The organism is Cutibacterium namnetense (assembly GCF_001642025.1).
Classification (GTDB): Bacteria; Actinomycetota; Actinomycetes; order Propionibacteriales; family Propionibacteriaceae; genus Cutibacterium; species Cutibacterium namnetense.
In genome coordinates, this window is sequence record NZ_LWHO01000008.1 from 35,310 (window position 1) to 54,157 (window position 18,848).

Genomic DNA, 18,848 nt, shown 5'->3' on the forward strand with positions numbered 1-18,848 from the left:
CACCAGTACGGTGGACACCTCGACCGGCGTCTCGACATCAGTCCCGGTTAACACCATTTCATCAAAACCCCACAAATCTCTCTTTGCCGGGTATAGACCTGTCGTCATGCGCATCCACAGACGATTCACGAAGGCTATCGGAAGCACCGTCGCCGCCGGCCTCCTTGCATTTGGGTTGTCAACCCCTGCCCCAGGGCTTGCCCTGCCCGCCGAGGGAGTTCCGGTGAGGGCCGGGAACGCTCCCGCTCACACCGCCATCACAACAACGAATCCTGCCACCGGCAAAATCAAGCACGTGTGGCTTATCATCTTGGAGAACAAGTCCTACGACGAGAGCTTCACCGGGCTCAACCAAAATTCCTACCTGTGGAAGGAACTCCCCCGTCAGGGTGCTCTCCTTAATCACTACTACGGCACCGGCCATTATTCCCAGGACAACTACATCACCCTCGTTTCGGGCCAGGCACCGCAGATGGACTTGCAAGAGGACTGCGGGGACGTCAATTCGAACTTCGGATCCAATTCCTCAATTATCCGTACTCACACCGGCAAGGAATTCGGGCGCAATGACAATTATGGTCAGGCGATGTCCCTCGCCGGGCCGAATGCTCCAGCCGGAAAAAATGGCTGCACCTATCCCAAGAACATTCCCACCCTGTTCAACCAGTTCGATGCCGCAGGGGTGACGTGGAAGGGATACGCCCAGGACCTGCACAACCACCCGGGCCGTGAGGATGGTCTCGCCGGGTCGCCAGGCACCCTCGCCAACACCCCCGACAAGAACCCCAAAGTCATGAAGACCAGCGCGCAGGACGAGGCCAGAGGGATCACCTCGTACACCGGCGCCCAAGCTGACGACCAATACGTCGCCAAGCACTTCCCCTTCGTATGGTTTCACTCCATCATCGGCAATGACGGCACCGGCAAGGACGCACTGACCCATCCGATTGACGGCGGTACCCCCTCCGACAGCAAGCACATCGTCAATCTTGACGATCACTCCCGCGGTCTGATCAGCGACCTATCCAAGCCCGCCGACCAGGTGCCAGCCTTCAACTGGATCACCCCGAACAACTGCTCCGACGCCCACGACGCCACGTGTAAGGGCAACAACTTGTCAGGCGTGTTTGACGCTAACGGTAACCCCGACTACTCCAAGCCCCTGACAACCCCACCGAAGAACCACACTGGTGGCCTCTACGCCGCCGACCTGTGGCTGCGCTACTACATCCCGCTCATCGAGAAATCAGCCGCCTTCAAGGACGGCGGTCTCATCGACGTCACCTTCGACGAGGCCAACCCACCGTTCTCCGACATGTCGTTCAATAACGCGACCGACAATACCGACGTCGCCAAGGCTGCCCGCAGACACGAGCTGTACAACTACTCTCCCCAAACGGTGAAGGACCTCGCCCCCGGCTACCAGAAGTACGCCCCCGGCACCTTCCCCGGCACCACAACGACGGCCAGGAACTACCTCAAGGCCGACCTCGCCGGGCAGAACATCAGTGGCAGGAACGTCGACTGGGAACCCACCGGCCCGAACTCCACCCTGGCCACCGACGAGCATGGCAACCAGCTCTTCCCCGGACCGGGAGGAAACGGTTTTATCACCCGGCCCCCATCGTGTGAGCAGGACACCAAGCTCGTCAACGCCGACAAGTCCAACTGTGTCCATGGTGCGAAGAACACCGGGGCAAACTCGGGGTATTCACAGGAGTCAACCCTCAAAGCCTCCGCCACCGCCGGCAGCTCGACGATCCAAGCTGCCGTCACCGTCGCCGATATCGGACGCCGGGTCACCGGCAACGGTATTCCCGAGGGGGCCCACGTCGGTAACGTGACTAACCTCGGACCGAACATGGTCGCATCAGCCTCGGACCCCGTCACGAAGGGCATGTTCACCCTGGTCGATAAGAATGACACCCCCTTGACCACAACCGGTGTGGTGTCGTCGGTCAAACTCTCGGCCACCGGCGTCCCAGGTCACCTGGCTGAAGGGGAAACTCCGACGTCGACTTTCGACGCACACGACGCCACCCCCGGAGGCGGCATCACTGGATCGATCCTCATCTCCCCCTACATCAAGCCCGGAACCGTCAGCTCCACCCACTACAACCACTTTTCCTGGCTGCGGACGATGGAAGACATCTTCTCTGTTTCCAAGGGCAAGGACACTCGTCAGCTTGAAGCTGGCACCGTATCCACCGGTCTCGATGGGGCCGGCCACCTCGGCTTCGCCGCCCAGGCCGGACTGGGAACCTTCGGGAAGGACGTCTTCACCAACCTGTCTACAGACGACGAACCCCACCCGAGTGCCAGCACCACCGAGGGTGCCCCGAGTAGCCACCCATCCTTCGCCCCATCCCACGGCCCGGCCACACACCCCTCACGGTCGGGCAAGCCCAATCTGCCCCACACCGGGACCGAGGGCACAGCTGACCCGACATCCGACAGCCATGCCTCGAGGGAAACCGGCCTGACAGTCATCGGTGCCGCCCTGGACACACGGGCCTGGCACCGCCACCACTGAACGGGAAGAACATGAGTCGTCGCACCACGCCCCGACGAGGGCACCGCACCAGCATCCGTGAGGTCAGTCGCCAGGTTGCCGTGCTCGGATTGTGTACTGCAACAGGCCTGCTCGCAGGCTGTTCCTCCTCCGACCACATGACCCCGGCACCGTCCGATTCCCGTCCCCCGGCCCAGCAGCTGGCATCCCAGCCACTGCCGTCGTGGGTCCCCAGTCCGACCACCGGGAGCAAAGCCACCGCAAGCGTTCAGCGTCCCGCCTTGTCGTACCAAGGTGTTGCAGTGCGGGTCGATCTCGACCGGGGCAATAGCGTGACGATGATTGTTCACGGCCCGACCACCCCTGCGGGGACGAAGGTGGGTGCCGAGGCTGCCGATCTCACCTGGACCGTCACCGTCAGCGACGCCACCGGAACGGTCCCGCTGTCAGTCAGACAGTTCAACGTCCAGGACGAGGCCGGTAAATACCACTGGGTTCAGCCAGTCAAAGAATCCCCGATGCCGGCCAAGATCAGCAAAGACCAGAAAGTGACCTTCAAGATCCACACCGTCGCTTCTGCGGGCGAAGGCATGGTTCGATGGGCACCTGACGGCAAGCATGTCGTCGCCTTGTGGGACTACATCGCCGAGCTTGACTGACGCCTCTTACAGAACGATCAGAGGGCCCGAACCTCATGGTTCGGGCCCTCTGATGCGTTACGAGGATCTTCCCTGGGAAAACTTGCAATCAGTGGAAAAAGTGCCTCGTTCCGGTGAGATAAAGGGCAACCCCGGCCTTGCGGCAAGCCTCAATGGTCTCGTCATCGCGGATCGATCCGCCCGGCTCAACGATCGCTTTGACGTTGGCGTCAAGAAGTACCTGGGGGCCGTCGGCGAAGGGGAAGAAGGCATCGGAAGCAGCTACCGACCCGGCAGCTCGGTCCCCAGCCCGCTCCACCGCAAGACGGCAGGAATCGACGCGATTGACCTGGCCCATACCGACGCCAACCGAGGCGCCGTCGTGGGCCAGCAGGATGGCGTTGGACTTCACCGAACGGCATGCCTTCCACGCGAAGAGGAGATCGGCCAAGGTGACGTCGTCAACCGGATCACCGGCGGCCAGAGTCCAGCAGGTCGGGTCATCGCCCTCGGCCTGAAAGACATCGGCTTCCATGGCCAGCAAGCCACCGTCAATCTGGCGCAGCTCCCAGCGAGCAGCCTTCGGCGCCGGGGCCTCCAGCAGCCGGATGTTCTTCTTGCCAGACAAGATCTCGACGGCCCCGTCCTCGTAACCGGGAGCGACAACAACCTCGGTGAAAATCTCGGCGACTTGTTCGGCCATCTTGACGCTGACAGGTCGGTTGGTGGCGATGACACCGCCGAAGGCGCTCAGAGAGTCACAGGCGTGAGCCTTGCGATGGGCTTCGGCGATGTCGGAGCCGGTAGCGATGCCACACGGATTGGAGTGCTTGATGACCGCGACGCACGGCTCGGCAAAGTCGAAAGCGGCGCGACGGGCCGAGTTGGTATCGACATAGTTGTTGTAGCTCATGGCCTTGCCGTGGAGCTGACGCGCGCCGGCCAGACCTGGCTCCCCGGGGCTCTGGTAAACGGCGGCGGCTTGGTGGGAGTTCTCGCCATAGCGCAGCGGGTGGATGAGCTCACCGGTCATGCCGACAAAGCTCGGCACTCCCTCAACGGAGACACCATCGCGGTCAGCGAACCAGGCGGCCACCGCCACGTCATAGGCAGCTGTGTGAGCGAAAGCGCGAGCAGCCAGAACGCGACGCTCCTCAATGGTGTATCCACCTTCGGACAGCGCCCGGGCAAGATCATCGTACTGGTCCGGGTTCGTCAGGACAGCGACGCTGGCGTGGTTCTTAGCAGCTGCTCGAACCATCGAGGGGCCACCGATATCGATCTTCTCGATGCATTCGTCGAAATCTCCCCCACGTGCCACGGTCTCAGAGAAGGGGTACAGATTGCACACGACGAGGTCGAAGGGCTTCACCTCTAAAGCAGCCAGCTGGTCACGATGGGACTCCAGGCGACGGTCGGCGAGGAGCCCGGCGTGCACCTTCGGGTGCAGAGTCTTGACGCGTCCGTCGAGGCACTCCGGGAATCCCGTAATCTCACTAACCTCGGTCACCGTCACCCCGTGAGAGGCCAGCTCTTTGGCGGTTGACCCAGTCGAGATCACCTCGACCTGAGCGTCGATAAGGGCCTTGGCCAACCGGTCAAGACCGGACTTGTCGTAGACAGAGACGAGGGCGCGACGGATGGGTTGACGTTCGCTCACTGGGGATCCTTCCGGGACGATTGGGTGCCGAGTTCTTCCATGCCGGGACGGGCCCCGGCAAGTTCTGTGACAACCGTGACGAGCATCTCGCGTTCCTCCACCTTGATACGTTCGTGAAGGGACTCGACAGTGTCATCGGTCAGGACGGGTACAGCCCGCTGGGCGAGGATTCGGCCGGTGTCGACCCCGGCGTCAACCATAAAAACGGTAGCCCCGGTAATTTTGACCCCGTATTCCAAAGCATCGCGGGGACCGTGAATTCCAGGGAAAGACGGCAGCAGGGCTGGATGAGAGTTGATGGTGCGTCCGCCGAACCGGTCCAGGAAGGTCTGTCCAAGCAACTTCATAAACCCGGCGCACACGACTAAGTCAGGGGCAAAACGGGCGACGTCGTCAGCCAGACGAGCATCCCAGGCCGCGCGCATAGTGGTCTGCGCATCGCTGCGCGGTAGCGGCTCGGCGAAGGTCGGGATGCCGACCGCCTGGGCCCGCTGTAGAGCTACAGCGTCGGGCTGGTCCGAGCCGACGGCAACGATGCTCACCTGCTCGGGCAGGTTGTCGATGAGGGACTGCAGCAGGGTTCCGGTGCCTGAGACGAGGACGACGACACGAAAAGTCACGACCCCACCCTAGGCCCTCTGGGTCTACGATGAGCCAGACGCAAGGACAGTGGACACCGCAGTGAAGGTAGCGATAGCCGCTTGGGCAGCCTCATAGCCCTTATCCTCGTGGGATCCCTCGAGTCCGGCACGGTCGAGGGCTTGGGCATCATCGTCACAGGTGAGGAGGCCGAAACCGATCGGGGTCTTGGTGCGCACCGCGACGTCTGTGATGCCACGGGTGGCGGCGTCACAGACATAGTCGAAGTGCGGGGTTCCTCCCCGGATGACCACTCCGAGGGCGACGAGAGCGTCAAAGTGATCGGCTAAGGAGGCGCAGGCCACCGGCAGCTCGAATGATCCTGGCACCCGGACGACGACGGGGTCGCTCACTCCGGAATCACGCAGTCCGCGCAAGGCACCGTCGAGTAGCCCGGTCATGACGGCGTCGTGCCACTGGGATGCGACGACGCCAACCCTGAGACCGCTGCCATTGAGGCCGCTGAGGTCGGGTACGGCGGAGCCGAGGGTGGTGCGTGAACTCATGGGCGGTCTCCTTTGATGCTGACGGCGGGTGTGGCGGGAGTACCTGCCACAGGCTGCGTAAGTGCCTCGAAGGGGCCGGTGCCAAGCGCCAGCACATGCCCCATCCGATCGCGTTTCGTGCGAAGGTATCGCTCGTCCTCAGGGCGAGTCGACGTCTCCAGAGGGGACATCGTCACCTCAAGTCCCCCGTCGCGTAGGGCCTCAGCTTTGGCCGGGTTGTTCGTAAGTAGCCGGACGTTAGTGACGCCGACATCGGCCAGAATTGCGACGGCTGCCCCGTACTCGCGGGCATCAACGGGCAAACCGAGGTGGGTTTGGGCGTCGACGGTGTCCAGACCGCCATCCTGGACGCTGTAGGCCGCAATCTTGTTGAGCAGGCCAGTAGCGCGTCCCTCATGGCCACGCAGCAGGATGATTGCCCCACCATGACGGCAGACGTGACGTTGGGCGGCCGCCAACTGATCGCCACAGTCGCAGCGCAATGAGCCCAGGGCATCCCCAGTGAGGCATTCCGAGTGCACCCTCACCCAGGCCGGGCCACCGTCGTCAGCGTCGATTCCCTTCTCGCCTACCAGCAGCACATGCTCGGCCCCGGTGAGGTTGTCCCGGTAGCCAGCTATCGTAAAGTGACCGTAACGGGTCGGTAATTGGGCGCTGGCCAGCGCCATCACTCGCCGGGGCGGGGCGGCCAGGACCGTGTCATGGACCCGCCGCCACTGGGCGAGTTGATCGATCGTGATGAACGCCAGCCCCTCAGCACAAGCCAGATCAGCAATGGCGTCAGCACGCAGGCACATGCCGTCATCTCCGACGAGCTCACCGATGAGACCGACCGGTTCTAGCCCCGCCAACCGCGCCAGGTCGACGGCAGCCTCGGTGTGGCCACGCCTCTCCAACACTCCCCCGGCCCGGGCCCGCAGAGGCAGCACGTGGCCAGGCCGAACAAGGTCAGTCGGCGTGGAGGTGGCATCAGCAAGCACCCGGGCGGTGCGAGCACGCTGGGCGGCATCAATGCCGGTCGTGATGCCGCAAGCCGCGTCGACGGCAACGGTGTAACGGGTACGCAGTGGGTCCTGGCTGGTCGGCCACATGAGAGGCAGACCGAGCTGGTCGGCCCTTTCCTCGGTCATGGGTGCACACAAGTAGCCGGAGGTGTGGCGCACCATCCAGCCGACCCAGCGCGGATCAGCGAGTTCTGCGGCCAGGATGGCGTCCCCTTCGTTCTCCCGGTCGGCATCGTCGGTGACGAGCACCGGTTTTCCGGCACGCAGCTCGGCCAGGGCCTCCTCGATGGTGTTCAGCATGACCTCTCCTTGTTCGTCAGGGCCGCTAGGTACTTTGCGATGACGTCGACCTCGACGTTGACTTCATCTGCGGGCGACAGCGCTCCCAACACGGTTCCGGTGAGGGTCGCCGGAATGAGGCTTACCTCAAACCACTCCGGGGTTACCGCGCTAATCGTCAATGATGTGCCGTTGATCGCAATCGATCCCTTCTCGGCGATATAGCGCGATAAGGCGGCTGGGGAGCTGAATCGGTATGTCTCCCAGTGGTCTCCGGGAGTGCGGGAGACGAGTTTGGCGAGCCCGTCGACGTGCCCCTGGACGATGTGCCCGCCGAGTCGATCCCCTACTGACACCGGGCGCTCCAAGTTGACCCTGCTGCCTGGAGCTAGACGCCCCAGTGCGGTTCGGTTAAGAGTCTCGGCCATGACGTCACAGCCGAAGGAGACCTCGTTAAGGTCGGTGATCGTCAGGCAGGTGCCGTTGACGGCGATGGACGACCCCCGCCGAGCGTCCGAGCAGACCAGCGGTCCGCGGATGGTGAGTCGAGCGGAGTCCCGTCCCTTCTCGATGGCGAGAACCTCGCCGATTTCCTCGATGATTCCGGTGAACATGGTCTCCTCACTCATGGTGTGCGTGGATCTGGATGTCAGGGCCCGCCTGGGTCACGTCGTCGATGACGAAGTGGTGCGCCTGGGACAAGGTGGTGACGGTGGGGTCGACGACGGCTGCCCGGCCGCCCCCCAACATCATTGGTGCCATGTGGGCGATGACCTCGTCGACCAAGTCGGCCGCGAGGAAGGCCCCGGCCAGTCGTGGTCCGCCCTCCAGCCAGACGCGGTGAACACCGCGGTGCCATAACAGGTCGAGCACCTCGGCAGGATCATGGCTGGCAATGTGCAGGGTTGGGGCCGAATTGTCGCTCAGATGACAATCGGCAGGAAGACCTCGTAACCCCACGACGACTCGTAGCGGCTGGCGGGTCACTCCCGGAAGGCGGACAGTGAGTCGCGGGTCGTCTGCCAAAGCGGTTCCGGTGCCGACAACAATCGCCCCGCACCGAGCCCGCCCGAGTTGTACCTGGTGGCGGGCCTCTTCCCCGGTGATCCACTGACTGGTTCCGTCAGGGGCAGCGCTGCGTCCGTCGAGGCTCGCAGCGTACTTCCAGCACACCCGGGGACGGCGATGGATCTGGCTGAAGGTCCAGTCGGCATTGAGGGCTGTGGCTTCCTCGCAACGAACCCCGGTAACCACCTCAACACCGTGGGAACGCAGCCACTGTTCTCCCCCGGATGCCACCGGGTTGGGATCCGATTGGGCGATGACGACTCGCGCGATCCCGGCGTCTCGCAGGGCATGGCTACACGGACCTGTGCGACCGATGTGGTTGCACGGCTCCAGGGTGACCACAGCGGTGGCCCCCCTGGCTTCGTCACCAGCTTGGCGCAGGGCTTCCACCTCAGCGTGCGGGGTTCCCGCTCCGCGGTGCCATCCTTGGCCTATCACCCGGCCCTCGGCAAGAAGGACGCAGCCGACACGCGGGTTCGGATCTGGGCATGGTGAGTTCGCCGCCATATCCAAGGCGAGCGTCATAGCGTCGTCCCACCGCTGATCCATACATCCTCCCGGGCCGTTGCGGCTCCGGGGGTGCGCAAGGACGACACACAGTGGTTGACGACAACGCCAACCACTTGCCGTGCTACCTCCCATCCGGACTTTAACCGTCGGTACCGGAATTTCACCGGTTCAACCTCACCGCCACGAGGACGGCTCGGGTCGCGGACTATCACCGCCGGTTCGGACTTTCACCGACCCCGGAGCACGTGTGCTTGCAGCTAAGTATGCACCCGTTCGCCATGACGTACAGCATCGCTCCACCCGCAACTCTGAGCACTGCCTTTTCTACGGCACCCCAGACACGTCAGGGATCCGTTTCATCTGCTTTTAAACCCAGGGGGCGGATTCATTACTGCCATATATGGCTCAAGGTCGGTGAATGGTGTCCTCGTTGTCAGAGACATCCTGGTCATCTTGAATGGCATCGTAGACATCGTGACCGCCAGCCTCATCGTCGACCAGCTTCCCGGTAGCAGATTTACCCCGACGGACTTCATTTTCCCGCCCGACGGTCGCCTTCTTGTCAGCCTTCTGCTCAGCTTTAGTTTGCTTCTTGGCAGCCCGGTTGCGAGCCTTTTCCTCGGCCTTGACGGCGTGGTTCTTCTTGCGCTTCTGACGACGCTCCGCACGTTCCTGACGTGACTCTTCGGACCTCAAACGTCGCGTTAGGCCGATAACGAAACCACACAGCATTGTCACCAAAGTCAAGATGCCGACGGCACACCCGACGGTAGCCGGCATGATCGTGCCAACCTCACTCAGCCGCCCGTCTCCCAGACTTCCGCTACTCAGTAATCCCAAGACGCCGAGCACTAGCCCCGATAGCAGGCCAGACAAAGCGCCGAGCCCGCACCCGATCTCGAATCCGGCTTCCGGTAGGGACCTCATAGCAAGGATCCCACCAACAATCGCAGCGACGATCGGTACCGCAAACCATGTACAGGCCGCCAGGCTCACCGGACCGTTAGACGGTAAGGCACCAAGCACCGGAAGAGCCGGGACAATACCGACGTGGGTTCCCAGCGGGGATACGAAGGTTCCGGTGCCGAAAGCGAAGCCTGGGCCCATCGTCCAGGCAGTGCCCCACAGCGCCACGGTCGGCAACCATGCCAACTGCACGAGGATGAGGCACAGCCCGCCCCAGCCGGTGGCACCCAACTGCTGGTGCAGATGAATAACCCGATCTGCATGTACCACCAGCGACACGGCAAGCGCCCCTGATCCGCCAGCCAGACATATAGCGACAGTTGACCCGATGGCGCTCGGCAATCCTCGGGCCCAGCGTGGTAACCGGCTGAACGGATTGATGCGAGCACCACGACACGCCCCGACGAACCCTGAACACAGTCCCATGAGCAATGCCCCAACCATCGCGGCCAGCCAATGGGTGGTCGCTGCGTCAGCCGCCATCATGGCCGCCGCTAGCAGTTCAACTGTGGTGTGGAGGGCTATCGCCTCACCGACATGTCGACGTGCCGGTCTTTTATCGTGCCGGTGCCATAGAACGCTCACACCGTACCGACAAGCTTCTTCACCGAGTAGCAGGCTCATGCAGGTGAGACCAAGCGGTATGAGGCCAATGTGCACCCCAATGATGTCAACGGGCACCCCATGCCCGCTCAGCCACAGACTCGACGCTGCTGCCAAGATGCTGGGGAATGAGCGTCCGTTACTGGCAAGCCATTCCGGAACGATAACTGCGGCAAAACCGAGCCATTGCACCAGGATTGCTGCTGCCGCAGCCACTAGGACGACGACTGGCCACGGCCAGGGCACACGCGGTTCTCGGGACTCGTCGTCCTCAGAGGACTCGATGACGAACCGAGCCGAGGTCGATGTCGAGCCTGATCTGACCATGTGGGGATCCTGTTCGGTTCGGGAAAGGAAGTCATAGGGAACCCTACCTTCCACCAACAACTATTTCGGCTACCACAGCAGCGGCCTCGCAACGCAGGAACCCGGCCCCACCTGGGACCGGGCTCCGTGCATTCAGACGATCAGGGCGTCACTTCTTGAGGGAGTCCATTGCCTCGTGCGCCAGCCGAGCGGTCTCGGTCGGGGTCTTGCCGACGCGAACCCCAACGGCCTCAAGGGCCTCTTTCTTGGCGGCCGCGGTACCCGAGGACCCAGACACGATGGCACCGGCATGGCCCATCGTCTTGCCCTCAGGAGCAGTGAATCCAGCTACGTACGCAACAACTGGCTTAGTGATGTGCTCGGAGATGTACTTGGCGGCACGCTCCTCAGCGTCACCACCGATCTCACCAATCATGACGATGATGTCGGTCTCCGGGTCGTCCTGGAAGGCCTGCAGAGCATCGATGTGGGTGGTACCGATGATCGGGTCACCACCGATGCCGATCGCCGTCGAGATACCTAGGTCACGCACTTCGTACATGAGCTGGTAGGTCAGGGTGCCCGACTTCGATACCAGGCCCACGTGACCGGGACCAGTGATGTCGGCCGGGACGATGCCGGCGTTGGACTTTCCAGGGCTGATGATTCCCGGACAGTTCGGGCCGATGATGCGGGTCTTGCCGGAACGCTGGGCGGCGGTAAAGAACTCCGCAGTGTCCTTGACCGGTACGCCCTCGGTGATGCAGACCACCAACGGCATCTCGGCCTCAACGGCCTCCATAACCGCCGACTTGGTGAACTTCGCCGGCACGAAAATGACGGACACATTCGCGCCGGTGGCCTCGACGGCCTCCTTGACGCTGCCGTAGACCGGGACGGTAGCGCCACCATTAAAGTCAACGGTCGTACCGGCCTTGCGCGGGTTGACGCCACCGACAACTGCGGCACCGGAGTCGAGCATGCGCTGGGTGTGCTTCATGCCCTCCGAGCCGGTCATGCCCTGGACGATGATCTTGGAGTTCTGGTCGAGAATGATCGCCATGTCTCAGGCCTCCTTGGATGCGAGCTCGGCGGCCTTGCTGGCGGCCTCGTCCATGGTCGAGACCATGGTCACGAGCGGGTGGTTGAGTTCCTCAAGAATCTTGCGGCCTTCGGCCACAGAGTTTCCGTCCAGACGGACTACGAGCGGCTTAGTGGCTTTCTCGCCCAATTTCTCGAGAGCACCCTTAATACCAAGCGCCACCTGGTCACAGGCAGTGATACCACCGAAGACGTTGACGAACACGGAACGCACCTGCTCGTCACTCATGATGAGATCAAGGCCATTGGCCATAATCTCTGCTGAGGCACCGCCACCGATGTCGAGGAAGTTGGCGGGAGCCGGAGATCCCGGAAATTCCTCACCGGCGTAGGCGACGCAGTCCAGGGTGCTCATGACCAGGCCGGCACCGTTTCCGATAACGCCGACGTTACCGTCGAGCTTGACGTAGTTGAGACCGAGCTCACCCGCACGCAACTCGAGCGGATCGGTGGTGGCGCGATCCACCAAGGCGGCGTGGTCGGGCTGACGGAAAGACGCGTTGTTGTCGACGGTCATTTTGCCGTCGATTGCAAGGATGCGTCCGTCACCGGTCTTGATCATCGGGTTGACCTCAACGAGGGTGGCGTCCTCATCACGGTAGGTCTCCCACAGCTTGACAACGGCCGCGACGATGGCCTCCTGCTCAGACTCGGGGAACCCGGCCTCGCTGAGGATCTCGCGGGCCTTGGCGTCGTCGATACCGTCAATCGGATCAACCGGCACTTTGGCAAGGGCTTCAGGGCGCTCCTTAGCGAGGGTCTCGATGTCCATGCCGCCCTCGCGCGAGCACATCGCCAGATAGCGACGCTCCCCACGGTCGAGCAGGATCGAGAAGTAGTACTCCTCGGCAATGTCAGCACCTTCAGCAATCATCACCTTGCGAACGGTGTGACCCTTGATGTCCATACCCAGGATGGCCTTGGCGTGCTCGGCCGCCTCCTGAGGGGACTTGGCGATCTTCACACCGCCGGCCTTGCCACGGCCACCCACCTTGACCTGCGCCTTGACGGCGACCACGGGGGTACCGAGCTTCGCTGCAGCCTCGGACGCCTGCTCTGGTGTCTCCGCGACGATGCCTCGAAGCACAGGTACCCCGTGCTTCTCGAACAAGTCGCGGGCTTGGTATTCGTACAGGTCCACAATCTCTCCACTCTGCGAGTCAACCGGCCGTTAACGGGCCAGAAACTGGGCGACGATAGCTGTCCCGACTTCACAGCACAAGAACGTTCACAGCGAAGCGGACGCAGCTGGTCGTTTGCCCACCGAGAACAGACTAACAACCCCAACGCTCCGATGCCCACCCGATCTCACGACGTCGAGCGATCTCGCCTCCAGCAGGGTCTAACAAAGCCGTCACAGCTTCTCCAGCGGGGCGAACCTCAACGCCAACCGCTTGAGCCCTGCCGAACCGAAGTCGACATCAGCCTTAGCGTTGTCGCCCTGGCCAGACGTGGCCTTAACGGTTCCCAACCCGAAAGTCGAGTGAAGCACTTTGTCCCCTACTGACAGCGAGAGGGTGCGTCCTTTGGGCGCGCTTGATGGCCCTCGCCCAGAGCCGAAGGCCGCAGTGTCGTCACGAAGAGATCCGCGTGCTGATTGCGAGCGGCCACTGGCTGAAGTTGACCATCCCACCGAGGCCTGACCGATTCTCTCCCAGTCAATAAGGCGCTTGGGGATCTCGTCGATAAATCGGCTCGGCGGGTTGTACTGAGGTTGGCCCCACATCGTGCGCACAGCAGCCCGCGACAAAAACAACCGTTTGCGAGCGCGAGTGATACCGACATAGGCAAGTCGCCTCTCCTCGGACAGTTCGGTGGCGTCAGCGAGGGACCTCATGTGAGGGAAGACGCCATCCTCAAACCCAGTAATGAAGACCGTGTCGAACTCCAGACCTTTTGCGGTATGCAAGGTCATGAGAGTGACAACTCCATCGGAGTCGGCTGGCACCTGATCGGAATCGGCCACCAAGGCGATCTGTTCCAGGAACGCCGATAAAGAGTCGTCACCAGACAACTCGAGGTCTTCGACGTCACCTTGCTCGGCCTCGTCAATATCGACGGCATGGACTCTAGCGACAAACTCCTGAGACACCGAAACAAGCTCGACGAGGTTTTCTAGCCTCGTCTCATCCTGCGGGTCTTTGGAGTTCTCCAGTTCGTCGATGTAGCCGGATTCCTTGAGGATCGAACTGGCGATCTCGTCAGCTCGTTTTCCCTGCTCCACCATGGCGATGTGGTCGTCCATGAGGCTGACGAACGCTCGAATCTGATTGACCGATCTGGTTGCTAGACCATCAATCTCGTCGATCCGTTTCAGGGCTTCCCAGAAGCTAATCCGGCGCGCCGTGGCAAACATGTCGACAGCTGCCTCGGCCCGCGCCCCGATGCCACGGCGGGGAGTATTGAGGATACGTCGCAGGGAAACGTCATCAGAGGGGTTAGCGATCGCGCGCAGGTAACTGACGGCATCCCGAACTTCTTTGCGCTCGTAGAATTTCACACCGCCAACGACGCGGTAGGGCAGGCCGGTGCGAATGAAGACATCCTCAAAGGCCCTCGACTGGGCGTTGGTGCGATAAAAGACGGCCACCTGCCCGTAGCTGGTACGCCCCTCATCGACGAGCTCGTCGATACGTCGGGCTACCCAGGCAGCCTCATCATGGTCGGTATCGGCGACATATCCGACGATATTATCGCCATCACCTTGGTCGGTCCACAGGTTCTTGTCAAGACGATTTGGGTTCACCTTAATGAGGTTATTTGCGGCGGTAAGAATCGTCTGAGTCGAGCGATAATTCTGCTCCAGCAGGATCGTCCTAGCTCCCGGAAAATCCTTCTCAAAGTCAATAATGTTGCGGATTGTCGCGCCCCGAAATGCGTAGATCGACTGATCTGAATCACCAACCACCATAAGCTCTGGCGAATCGACGCTCGGAGCGCCGTCAGTCGCTCCAGGTGCATCATCTCCACACAGCTCACGAATGAACTGATACTGGGCGGTGTTAGTATCCTGATACTCATCAACGAGGACGTGCCGAAATCGGCGTCGATACTGCTCGCGAACCTCAGGGAACCGCCTTAACATGGTGACGGTACACATAATAAGGTCATCGAAATCTAACGCATTAGCAGCTCGAAGCCTACGCTGATACTCACCATAGACTTCGGCATTTGTGCGATCATTTCCGCTACGAGCAGTCGCCACCGCCTGATCTGGCGCAATGAGCTCGTTTTTTTGATTTGAAATCCAGTTCATGATAGCGCGCGGCTGAAATTTCTTAGGATCCAAATTTTTGTCGCGGGTAACTAGAGTAATGAGCCTTTTGGCATCAGCATCGTCATAGATCGAAAAATTGCGCGAAATGTCCAGACGATCAATGTCGGCGCGTAACATTCTCACCGCAGCAGAATGAAAGGTTGATACCCACATCGGTTTAGCGCGATTTCCTACCAAGTCAACGACGCGGGCCTTCATCTCGGCCGCCGCCTTATTGGTGAAGGTAATAGCCAAAATCGATCCAGGATGAACGCCTCGCTCCCCAACTAAATGAGCGATACGCCGCGTTAGAACTCTCGTCTTTCCCGAACCTGCACCAGCGACAACGAGGACCGGCGAGCCGGAGTGCAGCACAGCCTCACGCTGGGGCCCGTTGAGGTCGGCCAACAAGTCAGCACAAGAAGCTGCCCCGGCCGTCGTGGGGGCATAGGTCGGCAAAACCCCTGGTTCAACGGGGCTGCGTCTCTCATGAGCCGATTCGAAAAACGAAAATAGATCCGGTGTCGTCATGGCGACTCACAGCCTACCGGCCCACCACCGTCCTCGGCGGCGCACAGGTGGCACAACCCATGCCACGCTCACAGAGCAAGACAGCTGCTCCCGTATTGACAGCCATCCTTGAAGGCCCTAGATTCGAGGGCAATTCGACCCGATTACGGTCGTCATCGAATCCAGGAGCACCACCATGACTGCGGCCTTCAGCCACACCATCGACGCCGACCCTCGTGCGGCCTCGATGATGATGTGCCGCTCGTGCTACCTGCGAATGCTCGGCACCTGCTGACGGCGGGTTAATCTCCACCGGCAGGACTTCCGCCCTTTTCTCCCACTGGTTTAAGCCAGTGGTCGATCTATGCCGATAACTGCGTCGCTACGCATACCGGCATACCTCCGAACGATCCCACCCACGATCGATGATCGTTCGCCACACCTGTCTGCGACATTTCACAGGAGACCTACCATGAGTACACCTGTATCCTCAGCCCCCACCCCCGAGGCACTTCCCGACAAGCCCGGAGGACACCACACCGGCCTCATCATCGGGGCGATCATCGTTACGCTTGCGATTATCGCGGGCATTGTCTTCGCGATAGCCAAGAACACTGGGCATGACTTCGCAGCCGATGGCAAGACGACCGTCAAGATCGGCACGACTGAAGCAGCCAACGATTACTGGAACGTCATCAAGAAGAAGGCCGCAGCCGAGGGCATCAACATCGAAGTTGTCAGCTTCAACGACTACACCCAGCCTAACGTGGCGCTGTCCCAGGGACAGATCGATCTCAACGCCTTCCAGCACCTGCTCTTCCTGGCTGATTACGACGCCAAAAATAACGACAACATCACCGCGCTAGCTGCAACCTACGTCGTCCCGCTGAATATCTACTCAAAGAAGTACCAGCGGCTCTCCCAGCTGCCGACCGGAGCCACTATCGCCATCCCTAATGATGCCGCCAATCAGGGGCGTGCCCTGCTGGTGTTGCAGGAGGCTGGCCTGGTGAAATTACGGGGAAGCGGTTCGGCGCTATCCACCCCCGCCGATGTCCTCGCCAACCAGTCCAAGGTGAAGGTTAAGGCGATCGATGCAGCCCAAACTGCCGCCTCCCTCGAGGGCGTCGACGGTGCCGTCGTCAATAACAACTTCGCCACGGACGCCGGGCTGGACCGCAGCAAGGTTCTCTACCACGATGACGCCACCGGAAAGTCGGCCGATCCGTACCTCAACATCATCGCGGTCAAGGACGCTGACAAGAACAACCCGACCTATCAGAAGGTCGCCAAGCTGTGGTCCGACCCCGACGTCAAAAAGGCCATCGTCAAGCAGTCTGGCGGGACCGCCAAGATTGCCTCCGACCGCCCCAAGGCCGATTTGGACAACATCCTCAGCGACCTAACTACCAACATCAAAAAGTCGAATTCCTGATCCGCATCCGATTTCCAGTGAGGCCTTTCACATGGCAACAGACATCGCACCTTCTTCAGCGCCGCAGTGTCCCGACCACATCGTCTTCGAGCACGTGACTAAAGAGTTCGGTACCCGCTCCGGCACGGTACGAGCCCTTGACGATGTGAGCCTGACTATCAAAAGAGGTTCCATCTCGGCCGTTATCGGACACTCCGGGGCTGGTAAATCCACCCTGGTCCGCCTCATCAACGGGTTAGAGACCCCCACAAGTGGCCGCGTCCTGGTAGACGGCACCGACTTCTCCCAGCTCTCGGACAAGGCGATGCGCCCGCTGCGCGCAGACATCGGGATGATCTTCCAGCAGTTCAATCTGTTCGGTTCAAGGACCATCTACGACAACGTTGCCTATCCGCTCAAACTAGCTCGCTGGAAAAAGGCGGACGAGAAGCAACGCATCACCGAGTTGCTGAGCTTCGTCGGGTTAACGAGCAAAGCCTGGGATTACCCGAACCAGCTTTCGGGCGGGCAGAAGCAGCGGGTCGGTATCGCCCGGGCCCTAGCAACCAGACCGTCGATCCTGTTAGCTGACGAGTCCACCTCGGCCCTCGATCCGGAAACCACGGCCGATGTCTTGTCCCTGCTCAAGCGGGTCAATGCGGAGCTTGGGGTGACCGTTGTCGTCATCACCCACGAGATGGAGGTCGTCCGCTCGATTGCCCAGCAGGTCTCAGTGCTACAAGCAGGCCATCTCGTCGAGTCTGGCAGCGCCCGGCAGGTCTTCGCTCACCCGCAGTCAGAGACCACCCAACGCTTCCTATCGACAATCATCGGACAGCACCCGAATGGGGAGGAACAAGCGCGGCTGCAGTCAGAGAACCCCGACGCTCGACTCGTCGACGTCAGTTCAGTAGCCAGCGCGGCTTTCGGTGACGCGTTAACCCGCATTGGCCACATCGGGGCGACTTTCCAGATCGTTCACGGTGGCGTCATTGAGGTACACGGCGGCTCGCTAGGCAATTACACGGTGGCCTTGTCGGGTCCTGCCGAAACCGTCGAGCAGGCGACTCGAATCCTCAGCGAGGTGTCCAACTCGGCAGCACCAACCGTGACCGCAATCACCCCAGCAGCTGATCCGGAGGCCCACCGATGAACAACTACTTGCGCCCGATCTATCTTCAGTCGATTTGGGAAACCCTCTTCATGGCCCTCATCACCCTCGTCATTGGGGGAATCTGCGGCCTGGTACTAGGCATCTTGCTGTATGCCACCCGTCGTGGTGGCCTGCTAGCCAACAAGATCGTTCACACCACCCTTAACGTCATCGTCAACATCATCCGCCCGATTCCGTTCATCATCTTCATGACGGCGATCGCTCCCCTCACCGTCAAAGTGGTCGGCACGACTATCGGTGTGCGGGCGGCCACCTTCCCGCTGTGCATCGCAGCGACTTTCGCTATTTCCCGGATCGTTGAGCAAAATCTCATCACCGTCGATCCCGGAGTCATTGAGGCTGCCCGCGCTATGGGGGCTGCGCCGTGGCGAATCCTTTTTGACGTCGTAGCCCGTGAGGCGCTGGGGCCGCTGATTCTCGGTTACACCTACATCCTCATTGCGATTGTCGATATGACGGCTATTGCCGGCGCCTTAGGTGGCGGCGGCCTTGGCCAATTCGCCATCACTTACGGTTATCAGCGCTACAACTGGGCGGTAACAGCGGTCGCAGTGGTGACGATCATCATCGTCGTACAGGTGGCGCAGTTCATAGGAAATTGGTTAGCCCACCGGGCGCTACGGCGGTGAGCATTGTGGCGATAAGTTCCGCACTCAGCGAATAATTTGAGTCACTATTGACAGCGCATATCAATTCTGGCCC

15 protein-coding genes, 1 pseudogene and 1 riboswitch are annotated in these 18,848 nt (G+C 61.2%); of the genes and pseudogenes, 6 read left to right on the forward strand and 10 right to left on the reverse strand.

The features are described 5' to 3' along the window. The first annotated feature begins 106 nt into the window (after nucleotides 1-106). A complete protein-coding gene (locus A5483_RS08325; protein ID WP_063811531.1) occupies nucleotides 107-2,533 on the forward strand; it encodes an alkaline phosphatase family protein in 2,427 nt (808 codons plus the stop codon). A gap of 317 nt (nucleotides 2,534-2,850) precedes the next feature. Further along, complete coding sequence (locus A5483_RS11485) at nucleotides 2,851-3,171, forward strand: hypothetical protein (RefSeq protein ID WP_082864036.1); 321 nt, start codon at nucleotides 2,851-2,853, stop codon at nucleotides 3,169-3,171. An 88-nt stretch (nucleotides 3,172-3,259) separates the two neighbouring features. Here A5483_RS11485 and purH read toward each other — a convergent pair whose 3' ends face one another. The 9 genes from purH to sucC form a co-directional block, all read right to left on the reverse strand. Continuing rightward, nucleotides 3,260-4,810: a bifunctional phosphoribosylaminoimidazolecarboxamide formyltransferase/IMP cyclohydrolase gene (gene purH, locus A5483_RS08335; protein ID WP_063811535.1), complete on the reverse strand. Its 1,551-nt coding sequence runs from the start codon at nucleotides 4,808-4,810 to the stop codon at nucleotides 3,260-3,262. Beyond that, nucleotides 4,807-5,430 (reverse strand): phosphoribosylglycinamide formyltransferase, encoded by a 624-nt coding sequence (gene purN, locus A5483_RS08340; protein ID WP_002549876.1) that lies wholly within the window; start codon nucleotides 5,428-5,430, stop codon nucleotides 4,807-4,809. Before purN ends, purH begins: the two co-directional genes overlap by 4 nt. A gap of 24 nt (nucleotides 5,431-5,454) precedes the next feature. Then, complete coding sequence (gene ribH, locus A5483_RS08345; protein WP_002549935.1) at nucleotides 5,455-5,955, reverse strand: 6,7-dimethyl-8-ribityllumazine synthase; 501 nt, start codon at nucleotides 5,953-5,955, stop codon at nucleotides 5,455-5,457. Further along, nucleotides 5,952-7,259, reverse strand: coding sequence for a 3,4-dihydroxy-2-butanone-4-phosphate synthase (gene ribB / locus A5483_RS08350; protein ID WP_063811537.1), 1,308 nt, complete (start codon nucleotides 7,257-7,259; stop codon nucleotides 5,952-5,954). The genes ribH and ribB overlap by 4 nt, the downstream gene beginning before the upstream one ends. Continuing rightward, entirely contained in the window at nucleotides 7,253-7,867 is a 615-nt protein-coding gene (locus A5483_RS08355) for a riboflavin synthase (RefSeq protein WP_063811539.1), read from the reverse strand. Before A5483_RS08355 ends, ribB begins: the two co-directional genes overlap by 7 nt. Next, nucleotides 7,860-8,855, reverse strand: coding sequence for a bifunctional diaminohydroxyphosphoribosylaminopyrimidine deaminase/5-amino-6-(5-phosphoribosylamino)uracil reductase RibD (gene ribD, locus A5483_RS08360; protein ID WP_063811541.1), 996 nt, complete (start codon nucleotides 8,853-8,855; stop codon nucleotides 7,860-7,862). The genes A5483_RS08355 and ribD overlap by 8 nt, the downstream gene beginning before the upstream one ends. Before the next feature lie 77 nt (nucleotides 8,856-8,932). Beyond that, nucleotides 8,933-9,063: riboswitch (FMN riboswitch) on the reverse strand. 158 nt (nucleotides 9,064-9,221) lie between these two features. Continuing rightward, entirely contained in the window at nucleotides 9,222-10,712 is a 1,491-nt protein-coding gene (locus A5483_RS08365) for a cell division protein PerM (RefSeq protein ID WP_063811543.1), read from the reverse strand. A 148-nt stretch (nucleotides 10,713-10,860) separates the two neighbouring features. Then, nucleotides 10,861-11,754 (reverse strand): succinate--CoA ligase subunit alpha, encoded by an 894-nt coding sequence (sucD, locus tag A5483_RS08370; RefSeq protein ID WP_003866512.1) that lies wholly within the window; start codon nucleotides 11,752-11,754, stop codon nucleotides 10,861-10,863. A gap of 3 nt (nucleotides 11,755-11,757) precedes the next feature. Next, a complete protein-coding gene (gene sucC / locus A5483_RS08375) occupies nucleotides 11,758-12,933 on the reverse strand; it encodes an ADP-forming succinate--CoA ligase subunit beta (protein ID WP_002549868.1) in 1,176 nt (391 codons plus the stop codon). Here sucC and A5483_RS11490 point away from each other — a divergent pair. Continuing rightward, a pseudogene (locus tag A5483_RS11490) lies at nucleotides 12,913-13,190 on the forward strand (hypothetical protein). The gene sucC and the pseudogene A5483_RS11490 sit on opposite strands and share 21 nt — an antisense overlap. Here A5483_RS11490 and pcrA read toward each other — a convergent pair. Then, the gene (gene pcrA, locus A5483_RS08380; protein ID WP_063811545.1) at nucleotides 13,147-15,579 is read right to left on the reverse strand and encodes a DNA helicase PcrA; all 2,433 of its coding nucleotides are present in this window, start codon (nucleotides 15,577-15,579) and stop codon (nucleotides 13,147-13,149) included. The pseudogene A5483_RS11490 and the gene pcrA sit on opposite strands and share 44 nt — an antisense overlap. 451 nt (nucleotides 15,580-16,030) lie before the next feature. Between pcrA and A5483_RS08385 the strand changes: the two genes are divergently transcribed. The 3 genes from A5483_RS08385 to A5483_RS08395 are packed head-to-tail and all read left to right on the forward strand — an operon-like array spanning nucleotide 16,031 to nucleotide 18,775. Then, entirely contained in the window at nucleotides 16,031-16,993 is a 963-nt protein-coding gene (locus A5483_RS08385) for a MetQ/NlpA family ABC transporter substrate-binding protein (RefSeq protein WP_063811546.1), read from the forward strand. Between the two features lie 31 nt (nucleotides 16,994-17,024). Beyond that, a complete protein-coding gene (locus tag A5483_RS08390; protein ID WP_063811548.1) occupies nucleotides 17,025-18,125 on the forward strand; it encodes a methionine ABC transporter ATP-binding protein in 1,101 nt (366 codons plus the stop codon). Beyond that, complete coding sequence (locus A5483_RS08395; protein ID WP_063811550.1) at nucleotides 18,122-18,775, forward strand: methionine ABC transporter permease; 654 nt, start codon at nucleotides 18,122-18,124, stop codon at nucleotides 18,773-18,775. Before A5483_RS08390 ends, A5483_RS08395 begins: the two co-directional genes overlap by 4 nt. The last annotated feature ends 73 nt before the right edge of the window (nucleotides 18,776-18,848 follow it).